Here is a 17608-nt window from a genome sequence, read left to right on the forward strand (position 1 = left end):
GCGACCTTAACCCAGCCCTGGCGTCTTTCCAAACCCGACGGGCGCGCCGCATCAGCGTGTCGCAGCCTGATCCATCGACTGGGTGGAACTGCTGATCTGAACGCGCAGGCTCGGCATCAGCGTCCCGGCGTAGATCGTCGCCGCCAGCACTGCGATCAGCCCCAGGTCGTACCAACGCCAACCCGGCATACCCGCCGTCGAACGCACCTTGCGGCACCACCAGCCCTGCCCCAGGCAAAACAGCAGTATCGCCATTGTCCACAGGTAATACCCGGCGCCAAATCCGGTCAGGGGCTGGATGTCATAGCTGCGGTTGTCCGGCACCTGCTCGATGCCAAGGCAACTGAGCGCAAGGCCCAGCGCGACCACTCCGGCGCCAAGCGCCAGCCAGCGAAAACGCCGGTGAGCAAGCAGCGCCAGCCCCAGCAGCGGATTGGCGAACCACTGGTAAAGCCCCATGGCAATGCCCCAAGGCCCCATGAGCACTATCTGCAAGGCGGGCATATGCCCGTCGACGCCCATCAGGATGCCATCGAAACACAGGCTCAACAGAAACAGCAGCAAGGTGAACGTCACGTAGAAAGCAGGCAAAGCGCGGGCTCCATCCCATCAGCGAAAGGCGCGTCCATGACGCACGGGCATCAGGCCACGGGCGGTTCGAGCAGCAGGCCGTACAACCCAGAATCGGACAGCTCACCCGCCACGCACCAACGGGCGCGCAAGGTGCCTTCAAGGACGAAGCCCTGGCGTTCCAGTGTACGCGCCGAGCCCTGGTTGCGCGGGTCGATCTCCGCCTCCAGGCGACGCAGGTGCAGGGTGTGGGCAAGGTAGTCGATGAAGCAGGTCAGCGCCTCGTCCATGTAGCCCCGGCCCTGGGCGGATTTGGCCAGGCAGTAGCCGATCTCGCCACGGCGCGAGCCCTCCTCGAGGTTGAACAGCTGGACCATGCCGATCAGTTCGCCGTTGTCGCGGCGGTACATGCCCAGTTTGAGCAACTGGCCGGCGGCAAAGGCTTCGCGGTCGGCGGCCAGGGCGCTTTCGGCCTCGGCCAGGGTCTGCCAGGGGGCGTGGTACCAGTAACGCATCACTTCCGGGTCGGCCATGATGGTCAGCCACTGCTGCGCGTCGCCGTGGCGCATGGGGCGCAGCTGCAGGCGTGGGCTTTCAAGGCACAGGTCGCTGGGGAAACTGCGGGGGTCGGGCACGCCGGGACTCCTGTCCGGTGGTGGGGAGATGACAGTCTAACGACAGTGGCCCGGTCTGGCATCCCTGGGGCCGCTTTGCGGCCCGTTCGCGGCACAAGGCCGCTCCTACAAGGGATCGCGTTTTCTTGTAGGAGCGGCCTTGTGCCGCGAACGGGCTGCGCAGCAGCCCCCCATTCACCGCGCTCGATTCAGCCCCAATTCCATGTCATCGATCAGCCCCTTGGCCAGCCCACTGAGAATGCGTGCGGCACTGCCGGCCATGAGGTCCCCTTCCATCTCCGCCTCGGTAGTGAAATGCGCCACGCAGCCGAGCAGCACCGACAGGTCGCTGAAGGCGTGATCAAACGGGATACCGGGCTGGATGCAGAAGATCTCGAGGCAGGTGGTCTTGCCCTGGGTCGGGCCGGGCTTGAAGTCGTCGCTCATACCGGCGCCCCCTTGGCCCGGGCGTGGCGGACCAGCGAGATGACCAGTTGGCCGAGGATCTCAACGCTGTCCATCATCACGTCGAGACGCTCGTCGCGCTGGCAGACGGTGTAGGCGTGGACGGTGTCGCTGAGGATGTGCATCAGCTTGTTGGCGTGGGCCATCGCTTCCTCGGGGTCGAGGTCGCTGATGATGGTGACGAAGGGGATTGGGTAGGGTGGGTCAGGTACTAGTTTTTTCATAGTTGTTACTCTGGAAAGGGTTTCTAGAGCAACCACCAGTATCCTTCTCACAGACAAGGGTGGCAGCCGTACGCGAGGTGAGAAGACCGTGTCCAGACACCACGGCCAGACCGAAGTCTGCGCGCGCACGGCTGCCATAACAGGCAACCTGAATCTGGACATGGACGGGCTTCTCACACCCGGATCGCCAAATTTGACGACCCAGTGACGGTACCCCTGATGTATTTCCCGGCCAATTCAGAGCCTTCCGGCAGGCGCGTAGGATAGGTCCGAAGCGCTGGCTGGCTGAAGGATTTGGTTTCAAGTTCGGAAATGTCTTACGACTGAATGGCGCCGGGGGCGCTTTGCGCCCCTTTCGCGGCACAAGGCCGCTCCTACAGAGAGGAACGTGGTCTTCTGTAGGAGCGGCCTCGTGCCGCGAAAGGGCTGCAAAGCAGCCCCGGCGATCTACCTCAGAACCCCATGCTGAAGCTCACCACCACACCATGGTCGCGGTTCTCGCTCGACAGCTGCCCGGAGTACCCGACCCCCAGCTTGCCGCTCGCGCCCACCGACAGGTCCACCCCGGCCTCGACCACCGCCGCGTCCTTGGCAATCGGCACGCCCTCGGTGCTGAACCCTACGCCACCGTCGATGAAGCGCAAATCGGCATCGGGCTTGTCGTCACCGAACGCATGCCGCCAGCCCACCGACAGCCGCGGCGTAACGCTGCTGCCATTGTCGAGCAGGATGCGCTTGCCGGCCCGCACGCCCAAGGTGGAGAAGGTCACGTCCTGGTCGACCTTGCCCTCCAGCCGCCCTGCCCCGCCCTTCTCGTGGGCGGTGTCGCTGTCGTAGTTGACGTAGGCCAACCCGGCGAACGGCTCCAGGGCAATGCCGCCAGCATCGATGGCGTAGCCCACCTCGCCGAATACCTGGGCGCTGCGCGCCTTGTACTTGGCCTTGAGGCGGTCGTCGTAGCTGCCCACGGTGACATCGCGCTTGGTATCGATGTCGTGCCAGCTGTAGGCCACGCCCAGGCGGGCGGCGAAGGCGTCCAGCTGGTAGCCGAGGTAGGTGGTCAGGTGGTAGCTGTCCACCGTGGCGTCGGAGCGGCGACGGTGCGCGTCGATGCTCGAGCGGGTGTAGCCGGCGGCGGCGCCGACTTTCCACTGATCATCCAGGGCACGGTCGACGCCGAGCATGAAGCCCGACAGGTCACGGTCGACGCTGGCATGGCTGCTGCTGCCGTCGTAGGTACCCCAGCCGCCGATGGCGCGGATCCAGCCCACGGCCTGGCCCTGGCAGCCTTCGCTGGTCAGCTGCTGGTTGGCGGTCGGCGCCAGGGTGCGACGCGGGTCGTCCTGGTTGCTGCAGTCAGCCTGGCGCAGGCGGTCGTTGACCGCGTCGCGGACGTAGCGCGAGTCCTCGATCAGCACGGTCGCGGTGCTGGCGTGGATCTCGCCGGACAGGCTGTCGAACGCCGCCTGGGCGCCCTGGCGGTCCAGCGGCAGCAGGTTGTTGACCAGCTCGGCCGGCGCCCCGGCACTGCTCAGCGCCGTGGCCACGCCACGCTGGTTGCCGGTGGCGGCGACATCGGCGAAGGAGTTGCCGTTGCGGCTGACCGACAGGGTCACCTGGTTGGCGCCATAGTCCAGTGAACTGTTGAGGAACGCCGAGTTGGCCAGGTTGGTGGTGGCGAAGGTACCGGTGATGCCGCCCGCAGCGCTGACCACGGTGTACTGGCCGTTGCCGCTGGCGAGGTTGGCCACCATCAGGCTGCCGCCGAGGTTGGCCGTGCCGCCCACGTTCAGGTAGTTCACCGGCGAGCTGGCGAGGTCGATCACCAGGGTGCCGGTGGCGCCATTGGTGAAGTTGCCCGACACGTTCAGGTTGCCGGCCGGCCCCGGCAGCACGGTGCCGTTGTTGATCAGCCCGGCGACAGTGCCGTTGCCGGTCAGCGCGGCGCCGTTGGCCACCGTGACCTGGGCGGCGAGGTTGCTGCCCGGGTTGCCGGCATCGCCCACCTGGAGCACGCCCTGGTTGACGTTGAAGGCACCGCTGAACGGCTGGTTGCCGGTCAGCAACAAGGTGCCGCCGCCCTGCTTGGTGGTGGTGCCGGTACCGCTGAGGGTGCCGTTGAAGGTGCCATTGCTGCCCTGGGCGAACACCAGGTTGGCGTTGTTGAGGATGTTGCCCTGCAGGCTGGTGGTGTTGCCGACCAGGGTACCGCCGCTGACGGTGGTGCCGCCGCTGTAGGTGTTGGCGCCGGCGAGGATCAGGGTGCCGGCATCGAGTTTCTCGATACCGCCAGTGCCGACCAGCGGTGCGCTGACGGTGGCCGTGGCACCGGCGTTGACCCGCACCGCTGCCAGGCTGCCGTCGGCATCGTTGACCGGGGTCAGGCTGCCGCCAGAGCCCGGGACGACCTGGTAGCCATCACTGAGGAACTGCAGGCCCTCGAACGACTGGTTGCCAACCACGGTAACGGTGCCGGACGTGCCGCCAAAGACCGCGTAGCCGCCGCTCCAGCCTTCGCTGCTGGTGCCGCCGGCATTGGTCCAGCCAGTGTTCGAGCCCCAGGTGCCGCTGCCGCCGCCGACGCTGCCGTCGGGGTTGGTCTTGCCGCCGTTCCAGAACTGCAGCTCCTCGCCGTAGTTCTGCACCACCAGGTTGATCTGGTTGGCGATGGCGGTCTGCAGGCTGAGGTCGCCCAGGACCACGCTACCCGGGATGGCGCCGAACACCAGGCCATTGTCGGTGAGCGTGCCGCCGTAGCTGAACAGTTGGTAGACACCGGTGCCGAAACCGCCGGCATCGGTGATGTTCAGCGTGCCGTCGAGCACCAGGTTGCCGTTGACCCTGACCACGGTGGTGGAGGCGGCCGGAGCGCCAAGGCTGAAGTCCAGGGCGCTGCCCGACGCCAGGTCGAGGCTGCCTACTGTGAGCGGCGTGGCGCTCTGGCCGGCGGCCAGGGTAGCGCCGTTGGCGATCTGCACGCCGCCGCCGTAGGTGCCGCTGCCGCCCAGGCGGGCGCCGGTGGCGACCTGCACGCTGGTGCTGTCGAGACGGCCGTTGACCAGCAGGGTGCCGGCATTGACGCTGGTGGCGCCGGTGAAGGTGTTGACCCCGGTCAGCAGCAGCTCGCCGGTACCGTTCTTGGCCAGGGTGCCGTTGCCGCTGAGGTTGCCGGTGTAGCTGCCGTTGGCGTTCTGTTCGAAGGTCAGGGCCCCGTTGTTGAGGATCGCGCCCTGCAGGCTGGTGCTGTTGCCCACCACGCCGCCGGCGTTGATCTGGGTGCCGCCGCTGTAGGTGTTGGCCCCGTTCAGGGTCAGCAGGCCGGCGCCGTTCTTGATCAGCCCACCCGTGCCGCTGACTACGCCATTGAGAGTCAGGGCGTTGCTGCCGGCGATGGCCAGGGCACCGTTGAGCACGGTGGTGTTGGCCAGGGTGACGGCGGTGTTGCTGTCCAGCGTGGTGCCGCCTGCGGCCGTCAGCGTGCCGCTGCCCAGCGCGCTGTTGTTGCCAAGCACCAGGGTGCCGCCATTGAGGGCAGTGCCGCCGCTGTAGCCGTTGGCGGCGTTGAGCACCAGGGTGCCGCCGTCCTGCTTGGCGACGCTGCCGGTGCCGTTGAGGGCGACGTTGAGGGTCGCGGTGACACCGTTGTCGACCCGCAGGTTGGTGGTGCCGTTGCCCAGCAGTTCACCGGCGGTACCGGCGTTGAGCACATAGCCATCGGTGACGAACTGCAGGCCGGTGATGCTGTGGCTGCCGTTGACGGTGACAGTGCCGGGGGCGCCCTGGAACACCGCGAAGGTGTCGTTCCAGGTGCTGTTCAACACGCCGTTGACGTCGGTCCAGTTGGTGTTGGTGGCGTCCCAGGTGCCGCTGCCGCCGTCGATCTGGCCGTTGGCGACGCTCTGGCTGCCATCCCAGAACAGTACGTTGCTGGCACCGCCGACCACCAGGTTGACCTGGTTGGCCACGGCAGTCTGCACGGTCAGGTCGGTGATCGGCACCGGCGTGGTGCCGAAGCTCATGCCGTTGTTGGTGAGGCTGCCGCCGTAGGCGAACAACCGGTAGACCCCGGCGCCGAAGCCGCCGATGTCGGTGACATTGAGGGTACCGCCCAGGGTCAGGTTGTTGGCCACGTTGACCAGCGGCGTACCACCAGACGACGGCGTGCCCAGCGAGGCGTTGAAATTGGCGCCGCTGTCGAGCACCAGGTTGCCGGCGTTCAACGTGCTGCCGCTGGTGGCCGCGAGGTTGCCGCCGTTGGCCACCGTCACCGCGCCGCCGAGGCTGCCGGCGCCGCTGAGGCTGGCGCCGCTGGCGACGTTGACCGCGCCACTGGCCAGGGAGCCATTCACCTGCAGCCCCCCGGCCTGGACGTTGGTGGTGCCGGTGTGGCTGTTGGTGCTGCTCAACGCCAGGGTGCCGTTGCCGAGTTTGTTCAGGGTGCCGGTGCCGCTGATATTGCCGTCGAACACCCCACCCTCCACTGCCAGGCTGTTGCCGGCGGCGATCTGGATCGCGCCGGTGCCGCCGATGTCGCCGAGGCTGGTGTTGCCGTCAAGGTTGAGGCTGGCGCCGCTGCTGACGTTCAGCTGGCTCTGGGTACCGAGGGCAGTGGTGCCGATGGTGCTCAGGCTGCCGGAGAGGATGTTGAGGATGCCGCTGAAGGTGTTGTTGCCTGACAGGGTCAGGTCGGCCAGGCCGCTCTTGTTCAGCTCGCCCCCGCCGCTGAGCACGCCAGCCAGTTGCAGGTCGTTGCTGCCCAGCACGTTGAGCACGCCACTGACATTTACCGGGTTGGCCAGGGTGACGGCACTGGCGCTGTCGAGGTTGGCGTTGCCGCTGACCTCCAGGCCGCCGCTGCCCAGCGCCGCGTTGTTGCCGACCACCAGTGTGCCGGCCTGCAGGTCGGTGCCGCCGCTGTAGGTGTTGGCGCCCATCAGCGCGAAGCGCGCGAGGCCAGCCTTGAGCAGGCGGCCGGTGCCGCCGACGGTGCCGCCCAGGGTCAGGTCGTTGCTGCCCAGCACGGTGAGATCGCCTGTGGTGGTGACGTTGTTGGCGAGGGTGACCGCCTGGCTGCTGTCCAGGCTGGTGCCGGGCGCCGTGGTCAGGCTGCCGGTGCCGAGCGCGGTATTGGAGCCCAGCACCAGGGTGCCGCCATTGAGCGCGGTATTACCGGCATAGGTGTTGTTGCCGGCCAGCGCCAGCCGCGCGCTGCCGGCCTTGACCAGGCCACCGGCGCCGCCGATGTTGCCGTTGAGGGCCAGGTCATTGCTACCGGCAATGTTCAATGGGCCCGCCAGGGTGACGGCATTGCCCAGGACGACCGAGGCGTTGCTGTCGAGGGTGGTGCCCGCCGCGGTGTCGAGCGCGCCGCTGCCCAGGGCCGCGTTGTTGCCGACAATCAAGGTACCGCCGCTGAGCAGGGTGCCACCGCTGTAGCTGTTGTTGCCGTTGAGCACCAGGGTGCCGCTGTCGAGCTTGTTGAGCTTGCCGACGCCGGTCAGGCCGACATCGAGGGTCGCCGTGGCACCCGGATCGACCCGCACGCTGGTGTCGCCACCGCTGCCGTTGATCAGGTCGAGCGCGCCGCCGATGCCCGCCAGCAGGCGATAGCCATCGGTGACGAACTGCAGGCCGTTGACGGTCTGGCTGCCGTCAACGGTGACGTCGCCCGCTGTACCCTGGAACACCGCGAAGGTGCTGCCCCAGGTGGTATTGAGCACGCCGTTGAGGTCGGTCCAGTTGGTGTTGCCGGCGTTCCACACGCCGGTGCCGCCATCGACCTGACCGTTAGGCACGCTCTGGCTGCCGTCCCAGAACTGGATGTTCAGGCCGGCGGCGCTTACCAGCAGGTTGACCTGGTTGGCCAGGGCGGTCTGCAGGGTCACGTCACCCAGGCCTACGCCCACTGGCAGGCTGCCGAAGTCCAGGCCGTTGTCGGTGAGCGCGCCGGTGTAGTCGAAGATGCGGTACACACCGTTGCCGAAGCCGCCGATGCTGCCGACATTGAGCGTGCCGTCGAGGGTCAGGTTGCCGCCGACGTTGAACAGCGCGGTGCCGCCGGTGGACGGGGCGCCCAGGCCGACATCGACGATCGAGCCGCTGTTGAGCACCAGGCTGCCGAGGCCCAGGGTGGCGCCGCTCTGCCCGGCCAGGTGGCCGCCGTTGCTGATCACCACCGTGGCGTTGGCGGTGCCGCTACCCGCCAGGGTGGCGCCACTGGCCACGGTCAGCAGGTTGCTGCCCAGGGTACCGTCGACTTTCAAGGTGCCGGCGTTGACCTGGGTGTTGTCGGCCAGGTTGCTGGTGCCGGTCAGGGTCAGGGTGCCGCTGCCGATCTTGGTCAGGCCGCCCAGGCCGTTGAGACCACCGGCGAAGGTGCTGCTGAGGTTGTTGCCGCCCAGGCTCAGGACACTGCCGATGCCGACATCGACCTGGCCGCTGCCGGTCAGGCTGCCGAGGCTGGCGTTGCCGTTGAGGTTGAGCTGGCCGCTGGCACCGACATTGAGGATGTCGACGTTGGCCAGCACACCGCCGCCGAGGGTGGTCAGGGACCCGGCCTGGATGTCGACGTTGCCGGTGAAGGTCTTGACGCCGACCAGGGTCAGGTCGTCGACGCCGGTCTTGACCAGGTTGCCGCTGCCGCCGAGGTCGCCGCTCAGGATCAGCGCGTTGGCGGCTTCAACGGTCAGGTTGGCACCATTGCTCAGGGCAATGGTGTTGCCCAGGGCCATGGGCGCGCTGTTGGCCAGGGTGGCGTCGGCGGTGACCGAAAGGGTACCGGTGCCCAGCGCACCGCTGCTGCCCAGGGTCAGGCGCCCGGCGTTGAGCTGAGTGCCGCCCTGGAAGCCGTTGTTGCCATTGAGGGTCAGGTTGCCGCTGCCGTTCTTGGTCAGGCCGGCGGTGCCGTTGATCACGCCGTTGAGGGTCAGGTCGTTGCCGCCATCGACGCTCAGGCCGGCATTGAGGGTGACATTGTTGGCCAGGGTGGTGCCGGCGCCGCCGCTCAAGGTCGAAGCCCCGGCGACGGTCAGGGCGCCCTGCCCCAGCGCGTTGTCGTTGCCGACCACCAGTCGGCCGGCATTCAGGGTGGTGCCGCCCAGGTAGTTGTTGGCGCCGTTGAGGGTCAGGGTGCTGGCGCCGGACTTGTTCAGGCCGCCGACGCCATCCACCACGCCGTTGAGGGTAAGGTCGGCGCTGCCCGGCAGGTTGAGGGTACCGCCCAGGTGTACATTGTTGGCCAGGGTGGCGCCTGCGCCACCGGCATCGAGGCTGGTGTTGGCACCGGTGCTCAGCGCGCCGCTGCCCAGCGCGGTGTTGCTGCCGACCACCAGGGTGCCGGCGTTGAGGGTGGTGCCGCCGCTGTAGGTGTTGTTGCCATTGAGGGTCAGGGTGGCGGCGCCGTTCTTGACCATGCCGTTGCTGCCGGAGACCACACCGTTGAGGGTCAGTGCCTGGCTGCCGCCGAGGGTCAGGTTGCCACCGGCGAGGTTGACGGCGTTCACCAGCGCCAGCGCCTGGCTGGCATCGAGGCTGGCGGCGCCGTTGACGCTCAGGGCACCGCTGCCCAGGGCGCCGGCATTGCCCAGCAGCAGGCTGCCGGCCTGCAGCGAGGTGCCGCCGGCGTAGGTGTTGCTGCCATTGAGCACCAGTTGCCCGGCACCCAGTTTGTTCAGCGCCCCGGCACCGCTGATGGCACCGTCGAGGGTCAGGGCCTGGGTGTTGTTGACGCCGAGAGTGGTCCCGACGCCAAGGCCGATGGCATTGGCCACCTGCAGCACGCCGGTGGTGGCCAGGGTGCTGCTGCCGGTCACCGCCAGGTTGCCCGTGCCCAGGGCGGTGTTGTTGCCCAGGGTCAGGGTGCCGCCACCCAGGGTGGTGGTGCCCTGGTAGGTGTTGGCGGCGCCGAGGCTCAGGTTGCCGCTGCCGGTCTTGGTCAGGCCGCCGGTACCGCTGATCACACCATTGAGGGCCAGGTTGTTGTTGCCGGTCAGGCTCAGGGTGTTGTTGAGTGTCACCTGGTTGGCCAGGGTCAGGGCACCGGTGGTGGCCAGGTTGCTGGCGCCGCCGACGGTCAGGGTGCCGGTGCCCAGTGCCTGGTTGTTGCCCAGGGTCAGCGTGCCGGCATTGAGGGTCACGCCTCCGGTCAGGGTGTTGGCGCCACTGAGGGTGAGGTTGCTGGCACCGTTCTTGGTCAGGCTGCCGGCCCCCGTGACCAGGCCGCCCAGGCCCAGGTCGTTGCTGCCGGTGATGGTGAGGTTGCCTCCCAGGTTGACCGTGTTGCCGATGTTGATCGCCGCGGAGCTGTCCAGCGTGGTGCCGGCCGCCGCGTTGAGCTGACCGAGGCCAAGGGCGCTGGCGCTGCCGAGCACCAGGGTGCCGGCATTGAGGTTGGTGTTGCCCAGGTTGCCATTGGTGCCGTTCAGGGTCAGGGTGCCGCTGCCGGTCTTGGTCAGGCCGCCGACGCCGTTGACGTTGCCGCCCAGGGTCAGGTTCTGCGCCCCGGCGATCGTCAGGTTGCCGGCCAGGTTGAGCTGGTTGGCCAGGGTGACGTTGGCATTGCTGCTCAGGGTGGTGCCGCCGACTGCGTTCAGGGCGCCGGTGCCCAGCGCGGTGTTGCTGCCTACCACGAGAGTGCCGCCGTTCAGGCTGGTGCTGCCCTGCTGGCTGTTGCTGCCGTTGAGGGTGAGCGTGCCGGAACCTGTCTTGACCAGGCCCCCGGTGCCACTGAGCGCTCCGTTGAGGGTGAGGTCGTTTGTTCCCGGTAGGGTGAGGTTGGCGTTCAGGGCGACGGTATTGCCCAGTGCCAGGTTACCGGTGGTGTCCAGGCTGGCGGCGCCGGTGACGGTCAGGCCGCCAGTACCCAGCGCCTGGGCGTTGCCGAGGGTCAGGGTGCCGGCGCCCAGGCTGGTGCCGCCGCTGTAGGTGTTGGCGCTGCCCAGGGTCAGGTTGGCGCCGCCAGCCTTGACCAGGCTGCCAAGGCCGGAGACCACGTTGGACAGCCCCAGGTCGGCGGAACCGGCGACGGTCAGGGCACCGCTTAGATTGAAGGCGTTGCCAAGGGTCACGGCGGTGTTGCTGTCCAGGGTGGTGCCGTTGGCGGTGCTGACAGCGCCGCTGCCAAAAGCGGTGTTGTTACCGACCACGACCGTGCCGCCGTTGAACAGGGTGCCGCCGGTGTAGCTGTTGGCACCATTGAGCACCAGGGTGCCGCTGTCGAGCTTGGCCAACTGGCCGCTGCCCGAGAGGCCGACGTTGAGGGTCGCGGTGACGCCGGGGTCGACTCGCACGGCGAAGGCGCCGTTGCTGCCGTTGACCAGGTCCAGCCCACCGGCGCCGATCAGGCGATAGCCGTTGGTGACGAACTGCAGCCCGGTGGCGGCCTGGGTGCCGACCACGGTGACATCCCCCGCGGTGCCTTGGAACACCGCGAAGTCACTGGCCCAGCTGCCGTTGAGCACGCCGTTGACATCGGTCCAGTTGGTGTTGCTGCCATTCCAGGTGCCGGTGCCGCCGTCGATCACGCCATTGGGCACGCTCTGGGCGCCGTCCCAGAACTGCACGGTGCCGGTGGCGCCGCCGACCAGCAGGTTGACCTGGCTACCGATGGAGGTCTGCACCTGCAGGTCGCCGGGCAACATGGCACCCGGGACGTTGCCGACCAGCAGGCCGTTGTCGACCAGCGCGCCGGTGTAATCGAACAGCCGGTAGATACCGGTGCCGAAGCCGCCGACGTCGGTGACGTTGAGGGTGCCGTCCAGGGTCAGGTTGCCGTTGACGTTGACCAGCGCGGTGCCGCCAGTAGCGGGCGAGCCCAGGCCGAAGTCGAGGACCGAGCCACTGTGCAGGGTCAATGCGCCGGTGCCGAGGGTCGCACCGCTGTTGGCCAGCAGGTGCGCGCCGTTGGCGATGTCGACCGCCCCCAGCAAGCTGCCGGTGCCGCCGAGACTGGCGCCGCTGTTGACCTGCACGCTGGCGCTGGCCAGCGAGCCGGTGACATTGAGCAAGCCGGCATTGACCGTGGTATTGCCAGCGAGCACGTTGACCCCGGACAGCTCGAAGCTGCCACTGCCGTTCTTGATCAGCCCGCCGCTGCCGGCCAAGACGCCGCTGAACACGCTGTTGAGGTTGTTGCCGCCCAGGGTCAGGGCACCACCGCCCGCGATATTCACCGTACCGGCGCCGCTCAGGCCACCGATGGTGGCGCTGGCGCCGAGGTTGAGGCTGGTGCCGGCGCCGACGCTGACCGCCGAGGTATTGCCCAGAGCGGTGGTACCGACGGTGGTGATGCTGCCGCCGAGCAGGTCGATGGCACCGCTGAAGGTGTTGTTGCCCGTCAACGTCAGGTCGGACACGCCGTTCTTGATCAACCCGCCGGTACCGGCGAGCACGCCGCCCAGGGTCAGGTTGTTGCTGCCGCCAAGGGTCAGGTTGGCGCCGAGGTTGACGTCGTTGCCCAGGGTCATCGCCACGCTGTTGGCCAGGGTCGCGGCGCCCCCGACGTTCAGCGCGCCGGTTCCCAGCGCCGCGGCATTGGCCAGGGTCAGGGTGCCGGCATTGAGGTTGAGGCCGCCGCTGAAGGTGTTGGCGCCCGACAGGGTCAGGTTGGTGCTGCCGTTCTTGGTCAGCACGCCAGTGCCGCTGATCACGCCGCCAAGGGTGGTGGCGTTGCTGCCCGGCAAGGTCAGGGTGGCGCCCGCCCCCAGGTTGATCGCGTTGCCCAGGTTGAGCGCGGCGCTGCCGTCGAGGCTGGCGTTGCCGCCCACGCTCAGCGCGCCGCTGCCGATGGCGTTGTTATTGCCCAGGGTCAGCAGCCCGGCATTGAGGGTGGTGCCGCCGCTGTAGGTGTTGTTGCCGTTGAGGGTCAGTCCAGCGCTGCCATTCTTGACCAGCGCACCGCTGCCGCTGATCAGGCCGCCGAGGGTGGTGGCGTTGCTGCCCAGCACGGTCAGGGTGTTGCCGCCCAGGCTGATGCCGTTGGTCACCGCCACCGCGGTGCTGGCGTCGAGGTTGGCGTTGCCGCCCAGGGTCAGGGCACCGATGCCCAGCGCGGTGTTGCTGCCGAGGGTGAGCGTGCCGGCATTGAGCTGGGTGCCGTTGGTGTAGAGGTTGTTGCCGCTCAGGGTCAGGTTGACGTTGCCGTTCTTGACCAGCGAACCGATGCCGCTGACCACGCCGCTCAGGCCCAGGTCGGCGCTGCCATCGATGGTCAGGGGGCCGGCGATGGTGACGTCGTTGGCCAGGCTGACTGCCGTGCTGGCATCCAGGTGGGTGCCGGCCAGCGTGTTGAGGGTGCCGGTGCCCAGCGCGGTGTTGCTGCCGAGCACCAGGGTACCGGCGTTCAGACGGGTGATGCCGCTGTTGCTGTTGTTGCCGCTCAGGGTCAGGCTGGTGGCGCCGTTCTTGGTGATGCCGCCGGCGCCGGCGATGGTGCCGCTCAGGGTCAGGTCGTTGCTGCCGGGCAGGATGAAGTTGCCGGCCAGGTTCAGCGCGTTGCCGATGTTCAGCCCGGCGACGCTGGTGTCCAGGGTGGTGTTGTTGGCGGCATTCAGCGCGCCAGTGCCCAGGGCGATGTTGCTGCCCAGTACCAGGGTGCCGGCGTTGAGCGCGGTGGCGCCGCTGTGGGTATTGTTGCCGCTCAGGGTCAGGGTGGCGCTGCCGCTCTTGACCAGGCCGCCGGTGCCACTGAGGTTGCCGGCCAGGGTGAGATTGCTGGTGGTGGGCAGCGACAGGTCGGCGGCGAGGTTGATGGCGTTGTTCAGGGTCATGGCCGTGGAGTTGGCCAAGGTGGCAGCACCGCCGACGTTCAAAGCTCCGGTCCCCAGCGCCGCGGCGCTGGCCAGGGTCAAGGTGCCGGCATTGAGGTTGAGACCACCGCTGAAGGTGTTGGCACCTGACAGGGTCAGGTTGGTGCTGCCGTTCTTGGTCAGCGCGCCAGTGCCGCTGATCACGCCGCCGAGGGTGGTTGCATTGCTGCCCGCCAGGGTCAGGGTATTGCCGGCGAGGTTGATGGCATTGCCCAGGTTGAGGGTGCCGCTGCCGTCGAGGCTGGCGTTGCCACCCAGGGTCAAGGCGCCGCTGCCCAGGGCATTGTTGTTGCCCAGGGTCAGCAACCCGCCGTTGAGGGTGGTACCGCCGCTGTAGGTGTTGTTGCCGTTGAGGGTCAGGCCGGCGCTGCCGTTCTTGACCAGCGCGCCGGTGCCGCTGATCTGTCCGGTCAGGGTGGTGGCGTTGCTGCCCAGCACGGTCAGGGTGTTAGCGCCGAGGCTGATGGTGTTGGTGGCGGCTACCGCGGTGCTGGTGTCGAGGTTGGCGTTGCCACCCAGGGCCAGGCCGCCGATGCCCAGTGCGGTGTTGCTGCCCAGGATCAGCGTGCCGGCGTTGAGCTGGGTGCCGTTGGTGAAGACGTTGTTGCCGCTCAGGGTCAGGCTGGCGTTGCCGTTCTTGACCAGCGAGCCGATGCCGCTGAGCACGCCGCTCAGGCCCAGGTTGGCAGTGCCGTCGATGGTCAGGGGGCCGGCGATGATGGCGTCGTTGGCCAGGCTCACGGCCGTGCTGGCGTCCAGGTGGGTGCCGGCGGCGGTGTTGAGGGTGCCGGTGCCCAGCGCGGTGTTGCTGCCGACCACCAGGGTACCGGCGTTGACAAAGGTGGAACCGCTGTTGGTGTTGGCACCGGTCAGGGTCAAGGTGGTGTTGCCGCCCTTGGTGATGCCGCCGGCGCCGGCGATGACGCCGCTCAGGGTCAGGTCATTGCTGCCGGGCAGGTTCAGGTTGCCGGCCAGGTTAAGGGCGTTACCGATGTTCAGCCCGGCGACACTGGTGTCGAGGGTGGTGTTGGCGGCGGCATTGAGCGCGCCGGTGCCCAGCGCGGTGTTGCTGCCCAGCACCAGGGTGCCGGCGTTCAGCGCCGTGGCGCCGTTCTGGGTATTGTTGCCGCTCAGGGTCAGGCTGGCGCTGCCGTTCTTGATCAGCCCGCCGGTGCCGCTGAGGTTGCCGGCCAGATTGAGATTGTTGGCGCCGGCCAGGGTCAGGTTGGCGCCGAGGTTGACGCCATTGTTCAGGGTCATCGCCACGGCGTTGGCCAGGGTCGAGGCCCCGCCAACGGTCAGGCCGCCCGTACCCAGGGCCGCCGCGCTGGCCAGAGTCAGGGTGCCGGCATTAAGGGTCAGCCCGCCACTGAACGTGTTGGCGCCACCCAGGGTCAGGTTGCTGCCGCCGTTCTTGACCAGTGCCCCGGTGCCACCGATCACGCCACCCAGGGTGGTGGCGCTGGTGCCCGGCAGAGTGAGGGTGTTACCGGCCAGGTTGATGGCGTTGCCCAGGTTGACCGCCACGCCCGCATCGAGGCTGGCATTGCCGCCCAGGGTCAGCGCGCCGGTGCCCAGGGCATTGTTGTTGCCCACGGTCAGCACGCCGCCATTGAGGGTGGTGCCGCCGCTGAAGGTATTGCTGGCGTTGAGGGTCAGGCCGGCGCTGCCGTTCTTGACCAGCGCGCCGGTGCCGCTGATGACACCGCCCAGGGTGGTGGCACTGGTGCCCAGCAGGTTGAGGGTGCTGGCGCCGAGGTTGACCGCGTTGCCCAGGTTGACCGCGGTGCCGGCGTCGAGGCTGACGTTGCCGCCCAGGGTCAGCGCACCGCTGCCCAGCGCATTGCTGTGCCCGACGGTGAGCTTGCCGGTGTTGAGCGTCAGGCCGCCGCTGAAGGTGTTGTTGCCATTGAGGGTCAGGTCGCCGGCGCCATTCTTGACCAGTGCGCCAGTCCCGCTGATGACACCGCCCAGGGTGGTGGCGCTGGTGCCCAGCAGGTCAAGGGTGTTGGCCCCCAGGTTGATCGCATTGCTCAGGCTGACCGCGCTACTGGCGTCCAGGCTGGCATTGCCGCCCAGGGTCAGGCTGCTGGTGCCCAGCGCGGCGCTGTTGCCGACGGTGAGCTTGCCACCGCCCAGGGTGGTGGTGCCGCTGTAGGTGTTGACGCCGTTGAGAGTGAGGTCGGCGGTGCCAGTCTTGGTCAGGCCGCCGGTACCGCTGATCACACCGTTGAGGATGGCGGCATTGCTGCCCGGCAGCGTGAGGGTGTTGCCGCCCAGGTTGATGGCGTTGCCCAGGGTGAGTGCGGCGGTGTGGTTCAGGGTGCCGTTGCCGGTAAGGGTCAGCGCGCCGGTACCGAGGGCACTGTCGTTGCCGATGGTCAGCGTACCGCTGGCCAGTGTGGTACCGCCACTGAAGGTGTTGACGCCGTTGAGCGTCACGGTGCCGCTGCCGCTTTTGACCAGCGAGCCGGTACCGCTGAGCACACCGCCCAGGGTCAGGGCGTTGCTGCCGGGCAGGGTCAGCGCCGCGTTAAGCGCCACGGCGGTGTTCAACACCAGCGGCACGCTGCCCTGCAGGCTGCTGGCGCCGCTGACGGTAAGGCCGCCGCTGCCCAGCGCCGCGGCGCTGGCCAGGTTGAGACCGCCGGCAGCCAGGGTGGTGCCGCCGCTGTAGGTGTTGGTGGCGCCGAGGGTGAGCAGCCCGGTGCCGGTCTTGGTCAGGCCGCCAACACCCGAGACCACGCCATTGAGGGCCATGTCGGTGGCGCCGCCGACGTTCAGGCCGGCGTTGAGGGTGAAGTTGTTGGCCAGGCTCAGGCCACCGACGGTGCCCGCCAGCCCACCACCATTGACGGTGATGGCACCACTACCGAACGCACTGGAGTTGTCGAAGTTGAGCTGGCCACCATTGAGGGTGGTCTGGGTGGTGCCGTTGAGCACCTGGCCGATCAGGCTCCAGGTGCCGGCGTCGACAATCAGGCGGCTGAAGTTGATGTAGTTGGTGGCGTTGATCGTACCGCTGCCACTGGTCCCACTGCCGCCGCCAATTGCGTTTTGCAGTGCCAGGGTGTTGGTGCCACCGGCACCACCGTCGATCTTGCCGGCCGCCGCGAAGGCAAGGTTCGGGTTGCTGGTGACCAGCAAGGCCACGCCGACGCCAAGCCCTGCCCCCACGCTGGAGCCGGTGATGGCGTTGAAGCGGTTGGTGCTGTTGGCACCCATCGACAGGCTGCCGGTCAGGGTCCCGGCGTTGGTGAAGGTGTTGCCTGCCGCGGAAGCCTCGAATGCGGCACGGCCGAGGATAGTGCCGGTGTTGGTGAAGTTCACCGTGCTGCCGCCGGTCACGGCGATGACCGGTGTGTCCTCGCTCACCAGCGTGAGGCTGGCCAAGGCCGAGGAGCCGATGCTGCCGGCGTTGCTGATGGTGGTGGTGCCGGCGGCGCCGTTGCGCGCGTCCAGCGCCATGCCGGTGAGGTTCAGCAGGTTGGCGCCGAGCAGGGCGCCGGTGCCCTTGATCACGCCCGTGGCGTTGTTGTTGATGGTGAGGGTGCTGCCGGTGCCGGTGTTGCCGATCAGCACGGCGGAGGACTGGATGCTCAACAGCCCGAGCAACGTCGGGTCGATGGTGCCGGAGTTGTTCAGGGTGTTGTTGTTGCCGGCCAGCGATAGCGAGGTGCCGCCCACGCCCAGCAAGGTGCCCAGGGTCGCGCCCGGGTTGACGTTCACGGTGAGGCCGCTGCCGCCGTTGGTATAGCTCGGCGCCAGCGGGTTGGCAGCGCCGTTGCAGGTGATCGTGGCCCCGGCCGCGCTACAGGCAGCCAGGGCCTGTTCGCTGGACAGACCAAATGCCATCGCACCTACAGCCAGGCTGACAGCCAGCGACAGTTGCGAGAAACGGGCGGGTGAACGGGGGGCGGCACGTCTGTCC

5 protein-coding genes are annotated in these 17608 nt (G+C 68.0%); all 5 read right to left on the reverse strand.

The genetic code is table 11. The features are described 5' to 3' along the window. Nucleotides 1–51: 51 nt before the first annotated feature. Entirely contained in the window at nt 52–591 is a 540-nt protein-coding gene (locus ACZ899_RS14615; protein WP_234560470.1) for a hypothetical protein, read from the reverse strand. A 50-nt stretch (nt 592–641) separates the two neighbouring features. Further along, a complete protein-coding gene (locus ACZ899_RS14620; protein WP_050703803.1) occupies nt 642–1205 on the reverse strand; it encodes a GNAT family N-acetyltransferase in 564 nt (187 codons plus the stop codon). Between the two features lie 174 nt (nt 1206–1379). Further along, nucleotides 1380–1631, reverse strand: coding sequence for a DUF3077 domain-containing protein (locus ACZ899_RS14625; protein ID WP_046857049.1), 252 nt, complete (start codon nt 1629–1631; stop codon nt 1380–1382). After that, nucleotides 1628–1873 carry a hypothetical protein gene (locus tag ACZ899_RS14630; protein WP_036985930.1) on the reverse strand — a complete coding sequence of 82 codons (246 nt, stop codon included), beginning with the start codon at nt 1871–1873 and terminating at the stop codon, nt 1628–1630. The genes ACZ899_RS14625 and ACZ899_RS14630 overlap by 4 nt, the downstream gene beginning before the upstream one ends. A 452-nt stretch (nt 1874–2325) precedes the next feature. Then, complete coding sequence (locus ACZ899_RS14635; RefSeq protein ID WP_234560482.1) at nt 2326–17532, reverse strand: autotransporter-associated beta strand repeat-containing protein; 15207 nt, start codon at nt 17530–17532, stop codon at nt 2326–2328. Nucleotides 17533–17608: the final 76 nt, after the last annotated feature.

The organism is Pseudomonas sp. TE31087 (genome assembly GCF_057284075.1).

Excerpts from the sequence above, each read along its gene's own strand:
- ACZ899_RS14635 (WP_234560482.1), bottom strand. The coding sequence starts at position 17,532 with ATGGCATTTGGTCTGTCCAGCGAACAGGCCCTGGCTGCCTGTAGCGCG.
- ACZ899_RS14625 (WP_046857049.1), bottom strand. The coding sequence starts at position 1,631 with ATGAGCGACGACTTCAAGCCCGGCCCGACCCAGGGCAAGACCACCTGC.
- ACZ899_RS14630 (WP_036985930.1), bottom strand. The coding sequence starts at position 1,873 with ATGAAAAAACTAGTACCTGACCCACCCTACCCAATCCCCTTCGTCACC.